Origin of the sequence: Paraburkholderia nodosa, from assembly GCF_001718195.1 — a bacterium.
Taxonomy (GTDB): domain Bacteria; phylum Pseudomonadota; class Gammaproteobacteria; order Burkholderiales; family Burkholderiaceae; genus Paraburkholderia; species Paraburkholderia nodosa_A.
In genome coordinates this window covers 144,165-164,448 of sequence record NZ_MCNV01000002.1, presented here as the reverse complement: position 1 = coordinate 164,448, position 20,284 = coordinate 144,165, and the positions used below count along the sequence as shown (strand labels likewise).

Here is a 20,284-nt window from a genome sequence, read left to right as displayed (position 1 = left end):
CCGGTGAATTTCCAGTGTAGGCGCGCGCCACGGGCCGCGTACGGCGTTTGACAGGCTTTCCGGCGCGGACGGATACTGGATCGCTCCCCATCGCGCCTCGCGCATTCCACCGGGAATTCACGTGAAGCCGGGCAAGACCGTTACTGTCGCCGACGTCCCGCCGCGCTCGCGCATCGCGGCGCTGCCCGGCGATCTGGCGGCCGGCGCGGTATCGGCGCTCGTCATGCTGTGCTACGCGATGAGCCTCGGCACGCTGATCTTCAGCGCCGATCTCGCCCGCTACGCCATGCTCGGCGTGCCCACCGCGCTCGTCAGCTGTGTCGTCACCGCGCTCGTGATCGCCTTGACGAGTTCGATGCGCCTGAACATCGGCGGCCCCGACAGCAATGCGGCGGCGTTTCTTGCGGGCGTGGCGGCAGGCGTCGCGAGCAGCGTGCGGGCGGATGGCGGTTCGCCGCAAACGCTGCTGCTCACTGTGCTGATCGCCATCGCGCTTTGCTCGCTCGTGACCGGCGTCGTGCTCTACGCAATCGGGTCGTCGAAGCGCAGCCGCTCGCTGCAGTTCCTGCCTTACCCGGTCCTCGGCGGTTTCCTCGCCGGCACGGGCTATCTGCTGCTCGCCGGCGCGTTTCGCGTCATGACGGGCGAGCCGCTGCAATGGCGCACGCTCGCGTTGCTGACGCATCTCCACTGGCTCGCATGGTTGCCCGCGCTCGTCGTCGGCGTGCTGGCCACGATCCTGATGCGCAACTGGAAGCACGTTGCCGCGCTGCCGCTCACGCTGGCCTTCGGCATTGTGCTCTTCTACGTTTTGCTGCGTGCCGCGGGCCTGTCGATCGACGACGCGCGCGCCATGGGCCTGCTGCTGCCGCGCGCTGCGCTGCGGCTCACCGGGCTACCGGAGCTGCACCTGCGCGCGCAGCTCGGGCAGGGCGGCATCGACTGGACGGCGATCGCCGCACACCTTCCGGAGAGCCTCGTGGTCACCTCGGTTTCGGCCGTCACGATCCTGATGAATTCGACGGCGATCGGCGCGGCGACGGGCGAGGAAGTCGACCTCAATCGCGAGCTGCGGGCCGCGGGCCTCGCCAATCTCGCGAGCGGTCTGTTGGGCGGCATGGTCGGTTATCAGTCGTTCAATCGCTCGATGCTCAACGCGCGCGTGGGCGCGACGAGCCGGCTGGCGGGCGTGTTCGCCTCGCTCGCATGCCTCGTCGTGCTGGCCGCGTCGCCCGGTTTTGTCGCGCTCTTTCCCGTGCCGGTGCTCGTCGGCCTCCAGCTTTTCATGGGGCTGCGCCTCATCGTGCAGTGGGTGGTCGGCGCCTGGGCGAAGCTCGCCTGGTACGAGTATCTGCTCGTGCCCGTCATTCTCTGCACGATCGCGGGCTGGGGCGTGCTCATCGGCGTGGGCGCGGGCGTGATTGCCGCGTGCGTGATGTTCACGCTGCTCTACGGCCGCGTGAGCTGCATTCGCATGGCGTTCGACCTGCGCACCCGGACCTCGAATGTCGAGCGCAACATCGAGGAGACCGAAGCGTTGCGCGGGCTCGGCGCGCAGGTGTGCGGCATGTGCCTGCAAGGGTTTCTCTTTTTCGGCACGGCCAATTCGATCCTCCAGCGCATACGGGAGCGCCTCGCCGCGCGCACTCCGGTGCGGGTTCGATTCGTTGTACTTGATTTCGCGGCGACCCAGGGCATCGACGCGTCGGTGTCGATCAGCTTCGTCAAGCTGCGGCAGCTCTGCGCGGCGACGGACGCGGACCTGATCCTGACCGCGCTGCCGTCGCGCTCGCGCGATCTGCTGACGAAAACCGGCACGCTCAATCTGCGTATTCGCGAATTCGACACGCTCGATGCGGGCCTGGAATGGGTCGAAGACCAGCTGCTCGCGTCGAGCGCGCTCGCGCCGAAACCCGGTGACGACCTCAATTCACTGCTCGCGCCGCATTTCACGGCCAGCGCGCTGAACACGCTCTCCACGCGGCTCGAAGTGCAGGATCTGCAGGCGGGCCAGGCGCTGTTTCTTCGCGGGGACCCGGGCGACGCGCTGTACCTCATCGAGCGCGGGCGGCTCGCCGTTTCGCTGCCGCTCGGCAACGGGCGGTCGGTGCGGGTGCGCGCCTGCCTGCCGGGCACGGTCATCGGGGAAATGGCCGTATACACGCAGCAGCCGCGCAGCGCGGACGTGTTCGCCGAGGCGCCGACGCGGGTGCGCAGGTTGTCGCTGGCGGCGCTCGTTGCGCTCGAGCGGGACGACCCCGTGGCCGCCCAGCAGTTTCATCGCTTTCTGGTGAAGGTCATTGCGTCGCGCCTTGCCTTGGCCACGGAGGCCCTGCGTGCGGCCTACTGAGCAGCGGAGGGTTCACGTCAGACTGAATTGTGCGGTGCGTCTTGCAGACCTCGCGCCGCAACGCGTTCCGGTACACCTTCATGCGGGGGATCGTCGAGCGAAATCCGCGACGTTTCCGGCAAGGACAACCCGCCAACCAGTGCCAGCAGCGAGACGGCGATGAGGTAGTAAGCGGGCGAGATGCTGTTACCCGTCGACTCGATCAGCCAGGTGGCGACAAGCGGCGCCGTGCCGCCAAAGATCGTGTAGGCCAGGTTGTAGGTGATCGCCGAAGCGGTGTAACGGGTGCGGGTCGGAAAGATTTCGGAGAGCAGTGCTGCCGTGACCACACCCGACAGGACCGCGCCGAGCGCAAGCATGCATGCGCCAGCAATCGCGGAACGAAAATCCCCTGAGCCTCCCAGTGAAAAAGAGGGGTACACCGCCGCGATCAGGATGGCGCATGCCGTGAAGACCGTTTTTCGTCTTCCCACGGCATCGGAGTAGAGGCCGGCGAGCGGGCAGATGGCCGCGGCGAAGACGAGTGCGAAGACCGTGACCAATAACGCGTTGGCCCGGCTCAGATGACCGACGACCTGCAGATACGTCGCGAAATAGGTCGTGAACGTATAGAAGGAGAGCGCAGTCACGGACACGAAGGCACCCAGGCGCACGATCGCGCCTGCCTGCGTCCTGAGCGTTTCGCGCAGCGGGGCATGAGCGAGGTCGTGATCGTGTTCGACTGCGGCAAACGATGGCGTTTCACCAAGGCGCGTGCGCAGATACAGTCCGACCAGACCGATAGGCGCCGCGGCGATGAACGGGATTCTCCAGCCCCAATTGCTCATCGCCTCTGGCGACAGCACGGCGTCCAGTCCCGACGCCACGACTGCGGCGCTCGCGAACGACAGGAACGTGGAGACCGGAAGAAAGCTCCCGTATCGCGCGCGCTGGTGCTTAGGCGCATGTTCCATCAGATACGCGCAGGCGCCGGCGTATTCGCCGCCGGCGGAAAAACCTTGCACGCAGCGCACGATTGCGAGCAGCAAGGGGGCGAGCATGCCGACCGATGCGTAGGTCGGCAGGAAGCCGATGACCGTTGTTGCCCCTGCCATGATCAAGATGGTCAGGGCGAGCGTTTTCTTGCGGCCCACCCGGTCTCCCACCACGCCGAAGAAGACCCCGCCGAGCGGTCTGAATGCAAAGGCGACGGCGAACACCGCGAAGGTCTTCATCAACGCGATCGCCGGGTCGCCATTCGGAAAGAACTGGCGAGTCAGCAGGGTCGCCAGAAATCCATAAACGGCAAAGTCGAACCATTCGACGAAATTGCCAACCGCAGCGGCAACGATCACCTTGCGAAGCGTCTTTGGGTCCACTTTGGGCTGATACGCTTTCATGATCTGGCCGTCCCTTGTGCGTTGAATAAAACGTGCGTATCACCCCGAATGGTGAAGCCATGGGAGGCGAGCGGTTTTAACGCTGAAGTCGCACGGTAATGATTTGCACAGTTAATGCGACCAGAAATGTCGCTCCTAGAACGAAGCCGACAGGGTGACGCGCTGGAAGCGACATCGGACTGGTGCTGTCGCGGGAGGGCAAGACAACGTCGTTTTTCGAATGGTTTGGTTCTTCGGCGGCGGAAAAGTCAGATTTCATTCACCAACCGGTCTCGCCATTGTCGCCGCATCAGTTCGGCGTGAATCTCACTTATCGCGAACTGGACGGGTACTCCGCGCGCCTTGAAAGGCGATCCTGTCGCCGAAGCGCGCGACGGCCTGTTCCAGCAGGGCTGCCATCGAGGGGTAGTCGTCGAGGTCGACGTCGGCCGCAACGCCAGCAGGATATTGCGAAAGCCAGGGCAAGTTTGACATTGGGATATGGCTATTCGACGGGAGCCGGCTGAACGTTGATTTCCAGCGGTTCGCCAGGCATTTGCGACGCGGGCGCGGCGTCTTCTTCGGGCGTCGGCTGGGCGGTCTGAACGGCGGGCGGCGGGACGCCCTTGCCAACAACGGGCGCGTCGGAAACCGGCACGGGCGCTCGGGGCTCCGCGCTATGGGCCGCGGTCATGCCCGTGCCGACGTTCGAGCCCGTGCTGTTGGCGCCCTTGAGAAGACCGTGCGAATCGAACAGAAACACGGCCGCCGACGAGTGTGTGTCGGCGCCGGCGACCAGCGAGCCGATGAAGGGGATATAGCTTTCCGGGTGCGGACGCGACGTCACGTATGTGTAGACGAGCAGCGTCGAGCCGTCGTCCAACGCGGTCTCGACCGACGCCGGGCCGAGCGCGACGATCACGTCCTGCAGCGTCGTCACACCGTGCCTGAAGTTCGCCATCTGTTCGGGCCTGACCTCGACGCCGGCCGTCACGCAGCCGGCGAGTAGTGCGCCGCACAGCAGGCCAGTGACCACTTCGCGCTTCATGTCGCCTCCCCCCTGAAAGGAATTCTAGGACGAAGAAGACTGGCCGGTTGACGTAAAGAGCGTCTGCGTTTCGCCGCCGTACGGCCCCCGGAGGTCGTCGACATGACCGGTGCGCTAATCGACGCCTGCACGTCGATTTCGTGCGGTGCGTCGACATGGACACGCCGGTTACCTGAGCGTCATTGCGTGGGGGGAGGGCCGCACGGCACGCGTCGATCCTTGATATCCGGCTCACGCTCAAAACGACTGATGTGGTTGAAGCATTGCGGTACTGCATTCACAATGACCGCCAGGCGCTTTCCCACCGCGTGAGACGAGGTCGACTCCATGATGAAAGGTTTCCAGGAGAAGTTCGCGTACGTCAACGGCATCCGCATGCACTACGTCGAAAGAGGCACGGGCCCGCTCGTGCTGCTTTGCCACGGCTGGCCGGAGTCCTGGTACGTGTGGCGCTGGCAGATCGATGCGCTGGCGGCTGCGGGCTATCGCGCGGTTGCGCCGGACCAGCGCGGATATGGGCTCACCGACGCCCCGGAAGCGATCGAAGCTTACGACATTCTGAACCTGGTCGGCGACCTCGTTGGCCTCGTCAAGGCGCTCGGTGAAGAGCAGGCGATTCTGATCGGACATGACTGGGGCGCCGCTGTCGCTGCTTACGCAGCGTTGCTGCGCCCCGACCTGTTTCCCGTTCTCGGCCTGCTGAGCGTGCCTTACATGCCTCGACGTCCGGTGCGCCCATCGGTGCGCTTTGCGCAGATCACGCAGGAGTGTCACTTCTATCAGGACTATTTTCAGTTGCCGGGACGCATCGAGCGTGAACTGGAAGAAGATGTCCGTCGCTCGATGCTTGGCATTCTCTACTCGGCGTCGGGAGACCCGGTGGTGAAAGGACAGCCGGCCAACTTCGCGATCTTTCCCAAATCGACTCGACTCGTGGACAACCTCACGTTGCCCGATGAGCTTCCGCGATGGTTGACCGAAGCGGATCTGCAATATTTCGTCGCTCAGTTCGAGCGCAGCGGGTTTCGCGGGCCAATCAACTGGTATCGGAATATCGACCGGAACTGGGCGCTCACCAGCTTTCTCGACGGCGCCCGGATCATGCAACCGACGCTCTTTCTCGCGGGAGAGCTGGACGGCGTCGTGAAAATGGCCGCGAAGGACTACGACGCGCTGGAGAGCAACGTTCCCAACCTATGGAAGAAGCATCTCATCGCGAAGGCGGGTCACTGGGTGCAACAAGAGCGTCCCGACGAGGTGAACGAATTCATCCTGAACTTCCTCGCCGGATCGGTTCACGCGCTGGCCGGCGGCGCAGCCGAAAGCCAGCCGAAAGCACCGGCTGGCAAGTTCCGGTAAGGCGAGGCGGAGCCGCCTTGCGCGTCAGTGTGTGGCAACGCTGACGGCGACGATTTCGTATCCGGGGTCGGCGTGCTCGGACGCCGCCTTTTCGGCTTCCTCGTATGAGACGAAGGACTTGGCCCCGCCAATCTCCGGCGCCATGCCGATATCGCCGTCCTCTGCGCAGCAGAGGTACTGCTCGCCAGTCTTTACCACGTAGACAGTCGTCATGATTCCCTCCATGGTTCGCGGGGGAACTTCCAGTCTAGCAGGTCGAAACCGCGCCCGAAGCCGGGTCGATTGCCTTTACGCTATCGGCTGGAACCTTCGATTCTATTCGCTTCACGGTGGACGGCAACCCTTCCGTTGTTTCGAACCCAACATCGGCCGTCGTCGCCGGCAGATTTGTTCCGGATGTGCAACGATAGACGTGCAACTCGCAGCTGTCTGTTGAGCTGGACAATCCAACGGGGAGGGTAGATGAGAGAGAACGCCGAGACGCTATTCGTCGCTTCCGAAGACATTGCAACCGCGTTGAACCTGCTGGAGAGCATAGAGGTCGAGGTTGGCTTCGACAGCGACGATCCGGAGAGTATCGAGCAGGCGATTCTCGCCGTCGAGGAGGCGATCGATACTCGCCTGAAGGGCCATCGCGGCGACGCACGGGTCGAATCCGCGATCCTTCGCGTCAAGTTCGATTTCCGCTGCGCGATCATCGAACAGGCCGCGTCCGAAGATGCGGGTGCCGACACCATCGGCAGCGTCCAAACCCTGCATTGAAACTTTCGGGGAATCCGGCGCCAGCTTGATTCCAACGGATGAATGGCACCGCGCTCGGCGCGCCGCCATTCATCCGGCAACGAACTTTACACGTTGTTACCCGCGCGCAGCGGACGTCCGGGCGGGCTTTGCTTATACTGCCGCGCAATCGCCACTCCTCCTCATGCTTGTCGTGCCCGCAGCGGCGGCAATGCGAACCCACCGTGACGTCCATGCTCTCTACCAAGTCCGCCCTCACCGCCGCGCTTGTCGCTGCAGCCAGTCTTTCGTTGTCCGCATGCGTTGCTCCGGGCTACTCGCAGTACGGCGCGCAGCAAGGCTACCAGGGCCAATATGCAGCACCGGCGGCGTCTGCGTACGGCCAGCCCGCTTACGCACAACCGGGCACCGTGCAGCAACCCGCCTACGCACCGCCGCCTGCGCCGCAACAGCCGTATGACTCGCAAAGCAACGGTCAGTACGGTGCGCAGTACAACCCGCAATACGGCAACCAATACGGTACGCAGTACGGCACGATCTCGAGCATCCGGCCGTTGAGCAACGCCACGGGTGCTTCGGGCATCGCCGGAACCGTGGTCGGCGCGCTGGTTGGCGGCGTGCTCGGCAATCAGGTCGGCGGTGGCCACGGCCGCGACGCGGCGACCGTCATCGGCGCGCTCGGGGGAGCCTATGCAGGCAACCGGATCGGCCAGCAGATGGGCCAGCCCGCAGGATTCCAGATCGACGTGCAGTTGAGCGACGGCTCGACCCGCGCGTTCAACGTGCCGACACCCGGCGACCTGCGCCCAGGCGATCGCGTACAGGTCAACGGCAGCCAGCTCGCGCGCTACTGATTCCGGCGGCTGTTTCATCCGACGTCACGGAGGCGTTTGCCGCCACGCAAGATCGACGAAGCGACGCAGCAAAACGCGGCGCTCGTGGAGCAGGCGTCGGCGGCCTTCGTCCAACGGGCGAGCGCAGCGGGAGTGTGGAAAATCTGCGCCGTAACGCCCGTGCGCCGCACGGGCTCATACGCGCACTACTGCGCGATCTGCTGACGCTGATATTCGTTGTGCTTCATTTGCATGTAGTCGGCGCGGCTGACCTCGTGCAATTGGCGCGGATACTGCTCGGTGGCATCGAACCACTTGGTGAGGCGTTTGTCGAGGCGGCCATTGGGCGGGCTGGAAAGCGCATCGAGATACGCTTCGATGGCGAGGTAATAGCGCATGGTGTTGCGTTCGACCAGACCGCGTACGCCGCCGATGTATCGCGTTTCGTTCGTCGACGGATCGCGGGTCGTGGAAAAGCCGACTTTGTCGCTGCCTATCGTTGCCAGATAGGCTTTCAGGGCAAGCCGGCCGGCCGTGCCGTAACCGTAGGCGTAAGTCAGATGAATAAAGGTCCGATCGTCGCCCACGGGTATGGCCTCCACCACGATCCGGTAGTCTTTCGTACTCAGCGGACCCGTGGCGGCGGAAAGCTCCACGCGAAAATAATCAGGGCTGCTCACTGCCTGGTTCCAGGCGAATTGCACGCGGTAGGATGAGGTAAGCGATTCCTCGGTTTTCTTGCCGATATTCACCGCGAGCACCGTACCGCTCGCGCCGGTCGAGGCATGGCAGTACTTGATGTTCAAGTGCAGGATCAGCACATCGCACCAGTTGGCCGGCCCTTGAGTCGGATGGTTGAGCGTGTCGCTGACCGTCGCGAAAGGGAAGTTGACCACACCGTAAATGTCCCCTTTGAGTGCCGAAGGCAACTCCTGCGATTCGAGGTATAGCGGGCGCTGGAACTGGTTTTGCGCGAGTTGCTGCGTGAGACTCTGGTACTTTTCGCGCAGGCTCGTCGCCCTGACGTCCGCTTGCGCGAAAGCGCCCTGGCCCAGCAAACAGAGCGCCGCGGTCATCGCGGCCATCCACCACAGGCGCGTGCACCGGACGCCCGATGTGAATCTGGCAAGCGTACTCATGGCCTTCCTCCCACGTTGACTCCGTGTGATCTGCATCGCTACGACTACCCATTTGGGTGGTGCGCGCCGCCCGTCGTTCTGTCATTGTGAACCCACGAATGGTGAACCCACACTGGCAGGAGACGTGAAATGGAAACGACATCTTCGGGCGCAAATCCTTTGATGGCTCTCTCGGACGGTCTGGCCGACATTGTCGCGCGAGTCGGGCAGAGCGTCGTGGCAATCCATGGCCGGCATCGCATGCCGTCGAGTGGCGTAATCTGGCGCCATGGCGTCGTCGTGACGGCTGCCCATACGATCCGGCGCGAGGAGGGGATCGAAATCACCTTGAGCGACGGTCGTACGGTTGCCGCGGTCCTCGCAGGCCAGGATCCGGGCACGGACCTCGCCGTGCTGAAGCTGGACGGCGTGGACCTGGGCCCGGTCGAGTCCGGCGATGCCGGCTCACTGAAGCCGGGTCATCTGGCGCTCGCCGTCGCGCGTGCCGACGAACTCGGCGTCAGCGCGGATTTTGGCGTGATCGGCAGCACGGGTGGTGCCTGGCGCACGTGGCGAGGCGGCCAGCTCGACGCATTCGTGCGGCTGGACGGCGGTCTGCGCCCGGGGTTCTCGGGCGCGGCGCTCGCCGATATGCGCGGTCAGGTCGTGGGCATCTGCACGTCGGGACTGATGCGCGGCGCCGGCATGGTGATTCCCGCGATGACGGTGGAGCGTGTCGCCGACGAACTGCTGGCCAAGGGACGTGTCTCGCGGGGCTACCTTGGCGTCGGCACACAGCAGGTCAGCCTGCCGAACGCATGGGCGGAGAAAATGAACCTGTCGTTCAATAGCGGATTGCTGATCAGCTCGCTTGCGCCGGGCGGTCCTGCGGAACAGGCAGGCGTGCTCATCGGCGATGTGCTGATCGAACTGGACGGCCAACCTTGCCGCGACATCGGTGACCTGCACGCCGCGCTGGGCTCGACGGGCATCGGGCAGCCGTTGCCAGTCACGTTGATCCGGGGCGGCGAGCGCCACGCGTGCACGGTCACCGTGGGCGAACGGCCCCAACGGCATGCATGCAGGTGAGGTCCGGGACACGGCGATATGTCGGATGGCACGATGGAACCCATGGGGCCGGTGCGGGTCGCGGTAATCGCGGCATCGCCGGAGGTGCGCGCGAGCCTCGAGGCGATCGTCGATGCGCAGCCGCCGCTCGCGTTCCTGGGTAGCGCCGCCGACGCCGAAGCGCTTGCCGCTTACCTCGCCGGTTCGGTGCCGGACGTCGTCGTGGCCGACATCGAGCCTCTGGCGAGCGACGCGCTCAGGACGCTGTTCGAACCTGGCCGCGTGCCGCCGGCGCGAGTCCTGTTGCTCGACGACCCGGACAGCGACGGCCTCCTCGACGACCTGCCTGCGGATGCGACGGCAATCCTGTCGCGCGACGTGACGCCCGCCGAGATCGTCGCGGCCATCGAAGCGGCGGCCGCCGGCCTGTGCGTGCTGTCGCCCGACATCCTCGCAAGGCTGCTCGCTGGACGAAAACCGTTGCGCCAGTCGGCAACCGGCGGACCGTTCGAAGCCTTGTCGCTACGGGAGATCGAAGTGCTGGCGATGCTCGCCGACGGACTCGGCAACAAGGAGATCGCCCGGCAACTCGACATCTCGGACAACACGGTGAAATCGCACCTCTCGTCCATCTTCGGCAAACTCGGCGCGACCAATCGCACCGAAGCGGTGATGCTCGGCATGCGGCACGGATACATCATGGTGTAAGCAGGCCACGACCGCCCCGCGATAAAAGCGGCACGGACAGCGCTCAAGAAACCGTCAAGCTTGCCGATAACACGCGGATAGGGCGTTATTCGGCAGCGCTGCGCAGCCCCTGACTTACGGCGAGAAAGATTCCATGCAGATTCAACCCATTACCGCGACGACGACCACGACGACCGCCTACGGCGGCGGCACGCAGGCTTCGACGAGCGGCGCAGGCAACGGCGCTTCCTCGGGCGCGGCATCGTCGAACTCGAATGACAGCAGCACGACGAGTTCCTCGACGAGCACACCCAGCAGCGGCACCACGTCGACTTCGACGCAGAGCACTTCGGCGTCTTCGAAGTCGGGCGGCGGCGGTGGAGGCGCAGCGGCATCCTCCAGCAGTTCGTCTTCGAGCGAAGTCGACGAATTGAACGCGCTCATCGCGTCGCTTCAGGCGCAACTCGCACAGGTGTCGTCGCAGACATCCAGCGCCGCGGCGCAAGGCTCGAACTCGGGCGAGGTCAGCCAGATCAAGGCGCAGATCCAGAATGCGCAGAGCGCGTTGAGCTCGGCGTCGCAATCGGACGCGAGCCAGGTCAGCCAGATCGCGTCGCAACTGGCGAGCGTGCAGACTTCGCTGGCGCAGCTGATGGTCGCGAGCGGCAAGACCACGGGGCTGGTCTCGGCGACGGCTTAAGCGGGGCAGGCTGAGTCGATCAGCCTGCCGGTGGCCGAGCGCAACGGCGGCTGGGCTTGCTACTATCGTCGGCGCCAACAACGGAGCCGACTGTGACCAACCCCGCTCTCCACCTCTACGCCGACGCCCAGTACGCCAGTCCCTACGCGATGTCCGTCTTCGTCGCGCTGCACGAAAAGGCGCTCGCGTTCGAGCTTTCGACGGTCGATCTCGCGAAGAGCGAAAACCAGCAGCCGGAATTCGCGGCGAAGTCGCTCACGCGGCGCGTGCCGACCCTGATCCACGACGGCTTCGCGCTCTCGGAGTCCTCGGCGATCACGGAGTATCTCGAAGAAACCTTCCCCGGCGTGGCGCTTTATCCGGCAGACCGGCAACAGCGCGCCCGCGCGCGCCAGGTTCAGGCGTGGCTGCGCAGCGATCTCATGCCGATCCGCCAGGAGCGCTCGACCGAGGTCGTGTTTTACGGCCCGACCACGGCGCCCCTTTCCGGCGCGGCGCAACTCGCGGCGGAGAAACTCTTCGCGATGGCCGACGCGCTGATCGCACAAGGCGAAAAGCATCTTTTCGGCGAGTGGTCGATCGCCGACGTGGACCTCGCGTTGATGCTGAACCGTCTGGTGCTGAACGGCGATCCGGTGCCGCATCGGCTGGCGCAATACGCCCTGGCTCAGTGGCAGAGGCCCTCCGTGCAGCGCTGGCTCACGCTCGAGCGGCCGCCGCTCTAAGGCTGTGTCGTCACGCAGGGCTTGCGGATGCTGACCGGATGACGTTTACCCCAGCCTCAGAAAATCGAGCGCCCGGTGCGCGTCGTCAACCACTCCAGCGCCAGCGAGCCGACCAGCGAATTCCCCGTCGCGTCGAGGCCCGGCGACCACACGCACACCGCGAATTCGCCGGGCAGCACCGCGATGATCCCGCCGCCCACACCGCTCTTCGCGGGCAAACCGACGCGGTACACGAAGTCGCCGGCCGCGTCGTAGGTGCCGCAGGTCAGCATCAGCGCGGAAAGGCGCTTGGCCGAACTTGCGTCGAGCACGGGTTCGCCGCTCGCGGGCGAGACGCCGCCGTTGGCCAGAAAGAGTGCCGCGCGCGCCAGTTCCACGCAGCTCATCGAGATCGCGCACTGGCGGCAATACGCGTCGATCACGGTATCGGCGGGCATCTCCAGGTTGCCGAAGCTTGCGATGAAATGCGCCATCGCGCGATTGCGTTCGGCGTGCGCGAGTTCCGACTGCGCGACGCGCAGGTCGTAGCCGATGCCGGGCTCGCCCGAGAGGCGCCGCATGAAATCGACGAGCGCGGTTTCCGCCTGCACGAAGCGGCGGCACAGCACGTCGGTCACGACGAGCGCGCCCGCGTTGATGAACGGGTTGCGCGGCTTGCCCGCCTCGAATTCGAGCTGCACGAGCGAGTTGAATGCCGTGCCCGAAGGCTCGCGGCCCACGCGCTGCCAGAGCACGTCGCCGAGCAGCTGGAACGCGAGCGTGCAGGCGAACAGCTTCGAAATGCTCTGGATGGAAAAGCGCACATCGGCGTCGCCGGTGCGGTACACCTGGCCGTCCACCGTGACGATGGCCATGCCGAAGTGATCGGCGCGCACCGTGGCGAGTTCGGGAATGTAGTCGGCAACGCGGCCCGTGCCGATATACGGCTGCAGGTCGCGATGGATGGCGTCGAGGATGGGCGTGTAGTCGAACGTGTGATTCATGGAGGGAGCCAGGCAATCGCGGCAGAGCGCCCGCCGCGGTCCCGCGATTGTAGCGGCTCGCGCTTACCGCCACGGCTTCATTGCGCGCCCTGACTCGACCTTTCGGGTCAATGCGCCCCTGCTGCGCCGCCGCCTGCGCCGCCCTTCGTCGACTTCGTGATCCAGATGAGCGGAATGATCACGAGAAAGATGATCGCCGAGATATGGAAAATGTCGTTCAGGCCCATCATGGCGGCCTGCGTGGTGAGCTGGAAGTCGAACAGCGCGCGTGCGGAGGGCTCGCTCATATTCAGCACCTTCTGGGTCTGGTCCATCGCCTGCACGAAAGTCGGGTTGTTGACCGAGGCTTGTTCCGTGAGTCGCGCGTGATGCAGGATCGTGCGGTTGTTCCAGGCGTTGGTCGCGATCGAGGTGCCCACTGCGCCGCAGAACACGCGCACGAAGTTCGAGAGGCCAGCCGCCGCCGGCACGCGGCTCGGCGGCTGGCCCGCGAGAATGATCGCGGTGAGCGGCACGAAGAAGAGCGCCATGGGGATGCCTTGCAGCAGCGTGGGCAGCACGAGATGGAAGGTATCGATTTCGATCACGTACTGCGAACGCATGTAGAACACCCCCGCGAACATCACGAACGCGATCGTCGCGATGATGCGCGCGTCGGAGCGCGGCAACAGGCGCCCCACGACCGGAGACAGGATCACCGCGAACACGCCGAGCGGCGCGGTCACGAGGCCTGCGTCCACCGAGCGATAGTTGAGGTACTCCTGCATCCATTGCGGCAGCAGCACCAGATTGCCGAAGAACACCGCGTACGCCACTGAAATCGCAATCGTGCCGCCGAGGAAGTTACGTTGTCCGAACAAACGCAAATCGACGATCGGGTGCTCCTCGGTCAGCTCCCACACGAGGAAAAACGCAAAACTGATGAGCGCGAGGATGCCGAGCGTCACGATCACCGGCGAGTTGAACCAGTCGAGGTCCTTGCCCTTGTCGAGCATGATCTGCAGCGAAGCAACCCAGGTGATGAGCAGACCGAGGCCCACGATGTCGATAGGCGGCTTGCGCGTGGGTGACTCGCGGTTGCGATAGATCGTCCACGTGACGAAGCCCGCGAAGAGGCCCACTGGAATGTTGATGTAAAAGATCCACGACCAGTTGTAGCTATCGGTGATCCAGCCGCCGAGCGCCGGTCCCGCGATCGGGCCGACGGTCGTGGTCATCGCCCAGAAGGCGAGCGCGGTGGACGATTTGTCTTTCGGCCAGGATCCGAGCAGCACGGCCTGGGAAAGCGGAATGAGCGGGCCGGCCACGGCGCCTTGCAGCACGCGCGCGACGAGCAGAAACGGCAGGGTCGGCGCGATGCCGCACAGCCACGACGCCAGCACGAACGAGAGGATCGAGGTGACGAACAGGCGCACCTGGCCGAAACGCTGCGTGAGCCAGCCGGTCAGCGGAATGGAAACGGCGTTGGCCGCCGCGAACACGGTGATGACCCATGTGCCTTCGTCGACGGAAACGCCCATGTCGCCGGAGATGGTCGGAATGGCGACGTTGGCGATCGACGTGTCGAGCACGTTCATGAAGGTCGCGAGCGAGACCGCGATAGTGCCGAGGACCAGACTGCCTCCCTGGAGCGGCGGCGGCGCGGGCGGCGCCGATGATGCGGCGGGCTGATTCAAGCGTGTTCTCCGCGTATTCGGTTTGCGGCACAGGATACCTGTAATCGCCTTTTGTCATCGCCAGCCGCGGAGCATCCCCATGCGGCGCAGGGTCATGGGGCTTGCGAATGGCTTTCGCGCGCGATCGGGCTGCCGTTGCGGCTTTATGTAACGCCGGGAAATGGAGTCTTTCGTACACGCGTAGCGCGGCGAGCGTATCCTTGCGCCTGCCGCGCGCCGCGCAAAATGCGTGCGCTGGACACACAATACGATCGTCAGTACAGGGGAGGTCCGACCATGAGCTGGGAAGCATTCGAAGGGGGCTGGCGTCTGGCGCCGGCCGATGGCGCCGCGCACGCGCTCGTCGTGCTGCTGCACGGGGTAGGCAGCAACGCACAGGACCTCACGCCGCTCGCCGACGTGTGGCGCGACGCGCTGCCGGGCGTCGCGTTCTCGTCGCTCGACGGCAGCGAGCCGTTCGACGGCGGCTTCGGCGGACGCCAGTGGTTCAGCCTGCGCGACATCAGCGAGACCAATCGCGAGGCGCGCGTCGTTGCCGCCTCGCAGGTGTTCGAGCGGCGGCTCGCCGCCGAACTCGCCCATTGGGGGCTCGGTCACGACGCGCTCGCGCTGGTGGGCTTCTCGCAAGGCTCGATCATGTCGCTGTACCACGTGGCCACACAGGCGGCGGGCGCGGCGGCCGTGGTCGCGTATGCGGGCCGGCTCGTTACGCCCGTGGTCGCGAAAAGCCGCACGGTGCTCACGCTCGTGCACGGCGAGGACGACGAAGTGATTCCGGCGAGCGAACTGGAGCGCGCCGCCGCCGCGTTCAGCGACGCGGGCTTCGCGGTCACCGCTTTCGCGCTGCCGGGCGTCGGCCACACGATCACGCCGCAGGGCGTCATGCTTGGGCGCGACGCCCTGGTGCGCGCGCTCGCGCGCGGCTAATCGCGAGACCGATCCGGTCGCTGGCGGGGACGAGGTCGGTCCCCGTTAATCAGCATGTATCGGCCGGCATCGGCGGGCCAAATCGGTACGAATTGGCAGTGGCATAAGCCCGTAGTGTCGTATTTCGGCCATATTTTCCGCATAACCTAGGCAGTTGTTTTTGGACCGGCTAAAGTTCGCGCCGGTCGCGGCCGTTAATACGGGGAGTCGCCGCGACCTTATGGGCCGCGTAGGCCCGTTCCGCCCGGCGCGCGGCTGGTTCGCGCTGCCTGGACGAGGCCGCCATCGGGAATGCCATCCGGCGGCGCGTCGTCTGCCGGGTCGCCAAAAAGAACCGAACTTCAGACCAATATGGCCCGAGCCAAGCCGCAATCCATTTTTTCCAAAAGGCTGTTCCGCCAGGACGTGGCGCTCGATCTCGGTACGGCCAACACGCTCATCTACACCGCCGACAAGGGCATCGTGCTGAACCAGCCCTCCGTGGTCTGCTTCGAACGGCGCGCGGGGGCGAGCGAGACGACGGTGGCCGCGGTGGGCCGCGAGGCGAAGGATCTGCTTGGCCGCGCCCCGGCCAATATGGAGACGGTTCGGCCGCTCTCGCACGGCGTGATCGCCAATTTCTCCGCTGCCGAACACATGATGCGCCGCTTCGTGGCGATGGCGCAGCCGCGCCGTCTGCTCGGCCGCCGTGCGGCATTCACGGTGTGCGTGCCGGCGGGCGCGACGCGCGTCGAGCGCCGCGCGATTCGCGAGGCGGCCTTCGCGGCAGGCGCGGCGAGCGTGAACCTGATCGGCGAGTCGCTGGCTTCGGCGCTCGGTGCGGGTTTGCCGGTGCACGCGGCGACGGGCTCGATGGTCGTCGATATCGGCGGCGGCACGACGGAAGTGGGCATCGTCGCGCTGGGCGGCGTGGCGTGCAGCGGTTCGGTGCGCGTGGGCGGCGACCAGTTCGACCGCGCCATCGTCGATCATGTGCGCACGCTTTATGGCGTCGTGCTGGGCGACCAGACCGCGGAACACGTGAAAAAGACGATTGGCTGCGCGCTCTACGGCGAGCCCATCGAGCGCATCCGCGCGACCGGACGCAGCATGGAAGACGGTCTGCCGCGCACGGTCGAGATCACGAGCCACGACGTGGTGGACGCGCTGGCCGCGCCGCTGCGCGTGGTGATCAACACGGTGCGGCAGGTGCTGGAGACGGCGCCCGCCGAACTCGTCACCGATATCGCCGATAGCGGCATCGTGCTCACGGGCGGCGGTTCGCTGCTCGGCAGGCTCGACCAGTGCCTGGCCGCCGAACTTGGCGTGACGGTGCGCGTGGCCGACGAGCCGCTCACCTGCGCGGTGCGCGGCGCGGGCGCGGCGGCCTCGCTCATGAGCGAGCACGCTTTCGAAATGGTCGAATAACGGCCCAAGCCGGCGCACGAGGCAAGGCCGCTTCGCGAGGGCGCCGGCTTGACCGCTGTTGGCGCCGCGGGCATGGGACAATACGCCACTTTGCCGGCGTGCGCCGCGATGGACTGCCCGTAGGCCGTTGTCCGTTGCAATGCGCCGCTGTCCCGTTGTCTCCACATCGTCCAGCCGTGAATCCAGCCGCCTTTCCGGCCCCCGGTACGTTCATCGAACTGCCCGGCGGCCTGCCCATGCCCTATGTCGAACGAGGCGCGGGCGAACTTCTTCTCTTCGTGCACGGCTCGCTTTGCGACTACCGCTACTGGCAGCCGCAGCTGGCCGGCCTCGCGCAGCAGTATCGCTGTGTCTCGGTGAGTCTCACGCACTACTGGCCCGCCGCGGAGGCGGCACGCGGCCTGCCGTTCAGCTGGCGGCAGCATGCGGATGAGCTTGCGGCGTTCGTCGATGCCCTGGGCGCCGGCCCGGCGCATGTGATCGGGCATTCGCGCGGCGGCCTCGTGTCGTTCCAGTTCGCGCGGCGCCATCCGCAGCACGTGCGCACGCTCACGCTCGCCGATCCTGGCGGGCCGGTCCAGCAGCCGGGCCAGACGCTCGCCACGCTGCCCGAGAACGTCAATGCGCTGCGCGCCCGCGCCGTGGCGCTGATCGAGTCGGGCCAGGTGGACGCGGGGCTGGAGTTGTTCGTCGATTCGGTGAGCCGGCCCGGCTTCTGGGCGAAGAGCACACATGGGTTTCGCCGCATGGCCACCGACAACGCGCACACGCTTGGGCCGCAGTTTCAGGATCCGCTGCCTGGGTATTCGCGCGAGCAAGCCGCCGAGGTGCAATGCCCCGTGCTGTTGATCGACGGCGAACTGAGCCCGGAAGTGTTTCATCGGGCCGTGGCCGCGCTCGACGCCTGGCTGCCCGATGCGCGCCGCGCGAGTGTGGCGGGCGCATCGCATGGGATGAATCTGGCGCGGCCCGCGGCGTTCAACGAGTTGATCGACCGCTTCGTGAGCGGCCACGGGCGCTGACGCGCGCTGATTCACGCGATGCGAAAAAGGGGCGGCCACGCGATGCGGCCGCCCCTTTTCGTTGCTGCGAGAAATACCGTAGCCCGAAGGACTCTCGCCTAGTCGCGACCGTGCGCGTGGGCGTCGAGCTTGTGCTCGGCCGCCTCGCCGACGAGGCCCGCGTAGTAGAGGTGCACGCCGATCGCGAGCGAATCGTTGCGGATTTCGTGAAAGGCCTTCCATGCCTTCACCGGATCCTTGAACACGAGATAGTGCGCTTCCTGCGAAACGAGGCGGGCGACCTGGTGCAGGCCGTGGCCGTTGAGCGCGTCCACGAGGTGATCGAGGCTGCGGTGCGTGCGCGCGTCGGTGCGCGGATACAGCATGTGCAGCACGGCCACGCGTTCGCTGGCGAGCGCGGCCGACAGTGCGACCACGATGTCCTGGTGATTGAGTGCCGTGACAACGGCGCCCTCTGCTTGTTCGTCTTCTGCGAACAGGGTGTCGACCGAGATGTTCATCTGTTGCTTCCTTACGTTTTGCTTTAAGCGCGTGTGGCGGTGAAAACGGCCGCCCGTGAGATCAGGCTGGATTACAAAATGCAAGTAATGGAAAACCCTTGCATGTCAAGCAGTATCGCAAAGATGGGGTGCGACATGTTGCGCTGCAAGAGCAAAATATTGTTGCAGGAATCGGCGTTAAGGAAGCCGCAAGCTTCGCAGTGTTGCGGCGTTGAAGAGGGATTGTTGCTGGCTGCGCTATCAATCGATGCTGCACCGCGCCGTAGAATGCGGCAAGCGGTCGCAGCGATGCCGGCCATTCCGGCGGCTGCGTCCTGTTGCGCGAGGTTATGCGCGAAGTATTGCGATGTGACAGCAATTCAAGGACACACAATGATCGATTCGAAGACACACGCCACGCTCACGATCCCCGGCCACGCTGAAGGCGTGCAGTTGCCGGTCTACAAGGGCACCCAGGGCCCGGACGTGATCGACATCCGCAAGCTGTACGGCCAGACCGGCATGTTCACGTATGACCCGGGCTTCATGTCCACGGCGTCGTGCAACTCGGCGATCACCTATATCGACGGCGACAAGGGCGAGCTGCTCTACCGCGGCTACCCGATCGACAACCTCGCGCAAAACGCCGACTTCCTCGAAAGCTGCTACCTCCTGCTCAAGGGCGAGCTGCCCACGCAGCAGCAGAAGGACGAATTCGTGGCCTCGGTGACGAACCACACGATGGTTCACGAGCAGATGCACTTCTTTTTCCGGGGGTTCCGCCGTGACGCACATCCGATGGCGATTCTGGTGGCGGCGGTCGGCGCGCTGTCCGCGTTCTATCACGACTCGCTCGACATCAACAACGCGGAGCATCGTGAGGTGTCGGCGATCCGTATGATCGCGAAGCTGCCGACGCTCGTCGCCATGGCGTACAAGTACTCGATCGGCCAGCCGTTCGTGTATCCGCAGAACGACCTGTCGTACAGCGCGAACTTCATGCGCATGATGTTCTCCGCGCCGAGCGAGGAGTACAAGGTCAACGATGTGCTCGTGCGCGCGCTCGACCGCATTCTCATCCTTCACGCCGACCACGAGCAGAACGCTTCGACGTCTACTGTGCGTCTGGCCGGTTCGTCGGGTGCGAATCCGTTCGCGTGTATCGCCGCGGGCATCGCTTGCCTGTGGGGCCCGGCGCACGGCGGTGCGAACGAAGCCGCGCTGAATATGCTCGAAGAAATCGGCTCGGTCGATAACATCCCGAAGTTCATCGAGCAGGTGAAGGACAAGAACTCGGGCGTGAAGCTGATGGGCTTCGGCCACCGCGTGTACAAGAACTACGACCCGCGTGCGAAGCTCATGCGCGAAACGTGCTACGAAGTGCTGAACGAACTCGGCCTGCACGACGATCCGCTCTTCAAGCTCGCCATGCAGCTCGAAAAGATCGCGCTGGAAGACGAATACTTCGTGTCGCGCAAGCTGTACCCGAACGTCGACTTCTACTCGGGCATCGTGCAGCGCGCGCTGGGCATCCCGACCTCGATGTTCACCTGCATCTTCGCGATGGCGCGCACGGTGGGCTGGATCGCGCAGTGGAACGAAATGATCGCCGACCCCGAGCAGAAAATCGGCCGTCCGCGTCAGCTGTTCATCGGCGAAACGCCGCGCGTCGCGAAGCCGATTTCGCAACGCTGATCCTCACGGCGCGCGCCGCTTCCGGCGCGCGAGCGCATTGCCTACACGGGCGCCCGCACGTTACGTCGTGCCGGCGCCCGCAATTTTTTCCGCGCACGTTCCTTGCTC

21 protein-coding genes are annotated in these 20,284 nt (G+C 65.2%); 13 read left to right on the top strand and 8 right to left on the bottom strand.

The window, feature by feature from the left end:
• The first annotated feature begins 121 nt into the window (after positions 1 to 121).
• On the top strand, positions 122 to 2,350 hold the full coding sequence (locus BFD71_RS04075) for a SulP family inorganic anion transporter (protein ID WP_069262018.1): 2,229 nt from the start codon (positions 122 to 124) through the stop codon (positions 2,348 to 2,350).
• A 17-nt stretch (positions 2,351 to 2,367) separates the two neighbouring features.
• Here the strand turns inward: BFD71_RS04075 and BFD71_RS04070 are convergent, their stop codons facing one another.
• Positions 2,368 to 3,729, bottom strand: a complete 1,362-nt coding sequence (locus tag BFD71_RS04070) for an MFS transporter (protein ID WP_069262017.1) — start codon at positions 3,727 to 3,729, stop codon at positions 2,368 to 2,370.
• Between the two features lie 484 nt (positions 3,730 to 4,213).
• Positions 4,214 to 4,756, bottom strand: coding sequence for a hypothetical protein (locus BFD71_RS04065; RefSeq protein WP_069262016.1), 543 nt, complete (start codon positions 4,754 to 4,756; stop codon positions 4,214 to 4,216).
• Positions 4,757 to 5,083: 327 nt separating this feature from the next.
• On the opposite strand from BFD71_RS04065, the gene BFD71_RS04060 reads away from it, so the two are divergent.
• A complete protein-coding gene (locus BFD71_RS04060) occupies positions 5,084 to 6,115 on the top strand; it encodes an alpha/beta fold hydrolase (RefSeq protein ID WP_069262015.1) in 1,032 nt (343 codons plus the stop codon).
• 24 nt (positions 6,116 to 6,139) lie between these two features.
• On the opposite strand, the gene BFD71_RS04055 is transcribed toward BFD71_RS04060, so the two are convergent.
• Complete coding sequence (locus BFD71_RS04055; protein WP_028203473.1) at positions 6,140 to 6,328, bottom strand: hypothetical protein; 189 nt, start codon at positions 6,326 to 6,328, stop codon at positions 6,140 to 6,142.
• A 249-nt stretch (positions 6,329 to 6,577) separates the two neighbouring features.
• Here BFD71_RS04055 and BFD71_RS04050 point away from each other — a divergent pair, with 249 nt between their 5' ends.
• The 3 genes from BFD71_RS04050 (at position 6,578) to BFD71_RS41285 (ending at position 7,914) form a co-directional block, all read left to right on the top strand.
• Positions 6,578 to 6,877: a hypothetical protein gene (locus tag BFD71_RS04050; RefSeq protein ID WP_069262014.1), complete on the top strand. Its 300-nt coding sequence runs from the start codon at positions 6,578 to 6,580 to the stop codon at positions 6,875 to 6,877.
• 203 nt (positions 6,878 to 7,080) lie between these two features.
• On the top strand, positions 7,081 to 7,710 hold the full coding sequence (locus tag BFD71_RS04045; RefSeq protein ID WP_141710563.1) for a glycine zipper 2TM domain-containing protein: 630 nt from the start codon (positions 7,081 to 7,083) through the stop codon (positions 7,708 to 7,710).
• Positions 7,711 to 7,746: 36 nt separating this feature from the next.
• Complete coding sequence (locus BFD71_RS41285; protein WP_176732821.1) at positions 7,747 to 7,914, top strand: hypothetical protein; 168 nt, start codon at positions 7,747 to 7,749, stop codon at positions 7,912 to 7,914.
• On the opposite strand, the gene BFD71_RS04040 is transcribed toward BFD71_RS41285, so the two are convergent.
• Entirely contained in the window at positions 7,896 to 8,828 is a 933-nt protein-coding gene (locus tag BFD71_RS04040; protein WP_069262012.1) for a hypothetical protein, read from the bottom strand. The genes BFD71_RS41285 and BFD71_RS04040 overlap by 19 nt on opposite strands.
• Before the next feature lie 162 nt (positions 8,829 to 8,990).
• On the opposite strand from BFD71_RS04040, the gene BFD71_RS04035 reads away from it, so the two are divergent.
• Together BFD71_RS04035 and BFD71_RS04030 are read left to right on the top strand one after the other, a co-directional pair.
• The gene (locus tag BFD71_RS04035) at positions 8,991 to 9,896 is read left to right on the top strand and encodes a S1C family serine protease (RefSeq protein WP_069262397.1); all 906 of its coding nucleotides are present in this window, start codon (positions 8,991 to 8,993) and stop codon (positions 9,894 to 9,896) included.
• 18 nt (positions 9,897 to 9,914) lie between these two features.
• On the top strand, positions 9,915 to 10,583 hold the full coding sequence (locus BFD71_RS04030; protein ID WP_069262011.1) for a helix-turn-helix transcriptional regulator: 669 nt from the start codon (positions 9,915 to 9,917) through the stop codon (positions 10,581 to 10,583).
• Positions 10,584 to 10,760: 177 nt separating this feature from the next.
• On the opposite strand, the gene BFD71_RS04025 is transcribed toward BFD71_RS04030, so the two are convergent.
• Positions 10,761 to 11,006 (bottom strand): hypothetical protein, encoded by a 246-nt coding sequence (locus BFD71_RS04025; RefSeq protein ID WP_069262010.1) that lies wholly within the window; start codon positions 11,004 to 11,006, stop codon positions 10,761 to 10,763.
• On the opposite strand from BFD71_RS04025, the gene BFD71_RS04020 reads away from it, so the two are divergent.
• Both BFD71_RS04020 and yfcF read left to right on the top strand, forming a co-directional pair.
• Complete coding sequence (locus BFD71_RS04020) at positions 10,993 to 11,262, top strand: hypothetical protein (protein ID WP_069262009.1); 270 nt, start codon at positions 10,993 to 10,995, stop codon at positions 11,260 to 11,262. The two genes, BFD71_RS04025 and BFD71_RS04020, sit on opposite strands and share 14 nt — an antisense overlap.
• A 92-nt stretch (positions 11,263 to 11,354) precedes the next feature.
• The gene (yfcF, locus tag BFD71_RS04015; protein ID WP_083245041.1) at positions 11,355 to 11,987 is read left to right on the top strand and encodes a glutathione transferase; all 633 of its coding nucleotides are present in this window, start codon (positions 11,355 to 11,357) and stop codon (positions 11,985 to 11,987) included.
• Between the two features lie 56 nt (positions 11,988 to 12,043).
• Here yfcF and BFD71_RS04010 read toward each other — a convergent pair whose 3' ends face one another.
• Positions 12,044 to 12,970: a glutaminase gene (locus tag BFD71_RS04010; protein ID WP_069262008.1), complete on the bottom strand. Its 927-nt coding sequence runs from the start codon at positions 12,968 to 12,970 to the stop codon at positions 12,044 to 12,046.
• 107 nt (positions 12,971 to 13,077) lie between these two features.
• Positions 13,078 to 14,646, bottom strand: coding sequence for a DHA2 family efflux MFS transporter permease subunit (locus BFD71_RS04005; protein ID WP_069262007.1), 1,569 nt, complete (start codon positions 14,644 to 14,646; stop codon positions 13,078 to 13,080).
• Positions 14,647 to 14,922: 276 nt separating this feature from the next.
• On the opposite strand from BFD71_RS04005, the gene BFD71_RS04000 reads away from it, so the two are divergent.
• From BFD71_RS04000 to BFD71_RS03990, 3 genes are all read left to right on the top strand, one after another.
• Positions 14,923 to 15,573 carry an alpha/beta hydrolase gene (locus BFD71_RS04000; protein ID WP_069262006.1) on the top strand — a complete coding sequence of 217 codons (651 nt, stop codon included), beginning with the start codon at positions 14,923 to 14,925 and terminating at the stop codon, positions 15,571 to 15,573.
• A gap of 351 nt (positions 15,574 to 15,924) precedes the next feature.
• Positions 15,925 to 16,980, top strand: a complete 1,056-nt coding sequence (locus tag BFD71_RS03995) for a rod shape-determining protein (protein ID WP_069262005.1) — start codon at positions 15,925 to 15,927, stop codon at positions 16,978 to 16,980.
• A gap of 236 nt (positions 16,981 to 17,216) precedes the next feature.
• Positions 17,217 to 18,002: an alpha/beta fold hydrolase gene (locus tag BFD71_RS03990; RefSeq protein ID WP_069262395.1), complete on the top strand. Its 786-nt coding sequence runs from the start codon at positions 17,217 to 17,219 to the stop codon at positions 18,000 to 18,002.
• A 98-nt stretch (positions 18,003 to 18,100) separates the two neighbouring features.
• On the opposite strand, the gene BFD71_RS03985 is transcribed toward BFD71_RS03990, so the two are convergent.
• Positions 18,101 to 18,502, bottom strand: coding sequence for a hypothetical protein (locus BFD71_RS03985; RefSeq protein WP_028203504.1), 402 nt, complete (start codon positions 18,500 to 18,502; stop codon positions 18,101 to 18,103).
• 372 nt (positions 18,503 to 18,874) lie between these two features.
• On the opposite strand from BFD71_RS03985, the gene gltA reads away from it, so the two are divergent.
• Positions 18,875 to 20,176: a citrate synthase gene (gene gltA / locus BFD71_RS03980; protein WP_069262004.1), complete on the top strand. Its 1,302-nt coding sequence runs from the start codon at positions 18,875 to 18,877 to the stop codon at positions 20,174 to 20,176.
• Positions 20,177 to 20,284 lie beyond the last annotated feature (108 nt).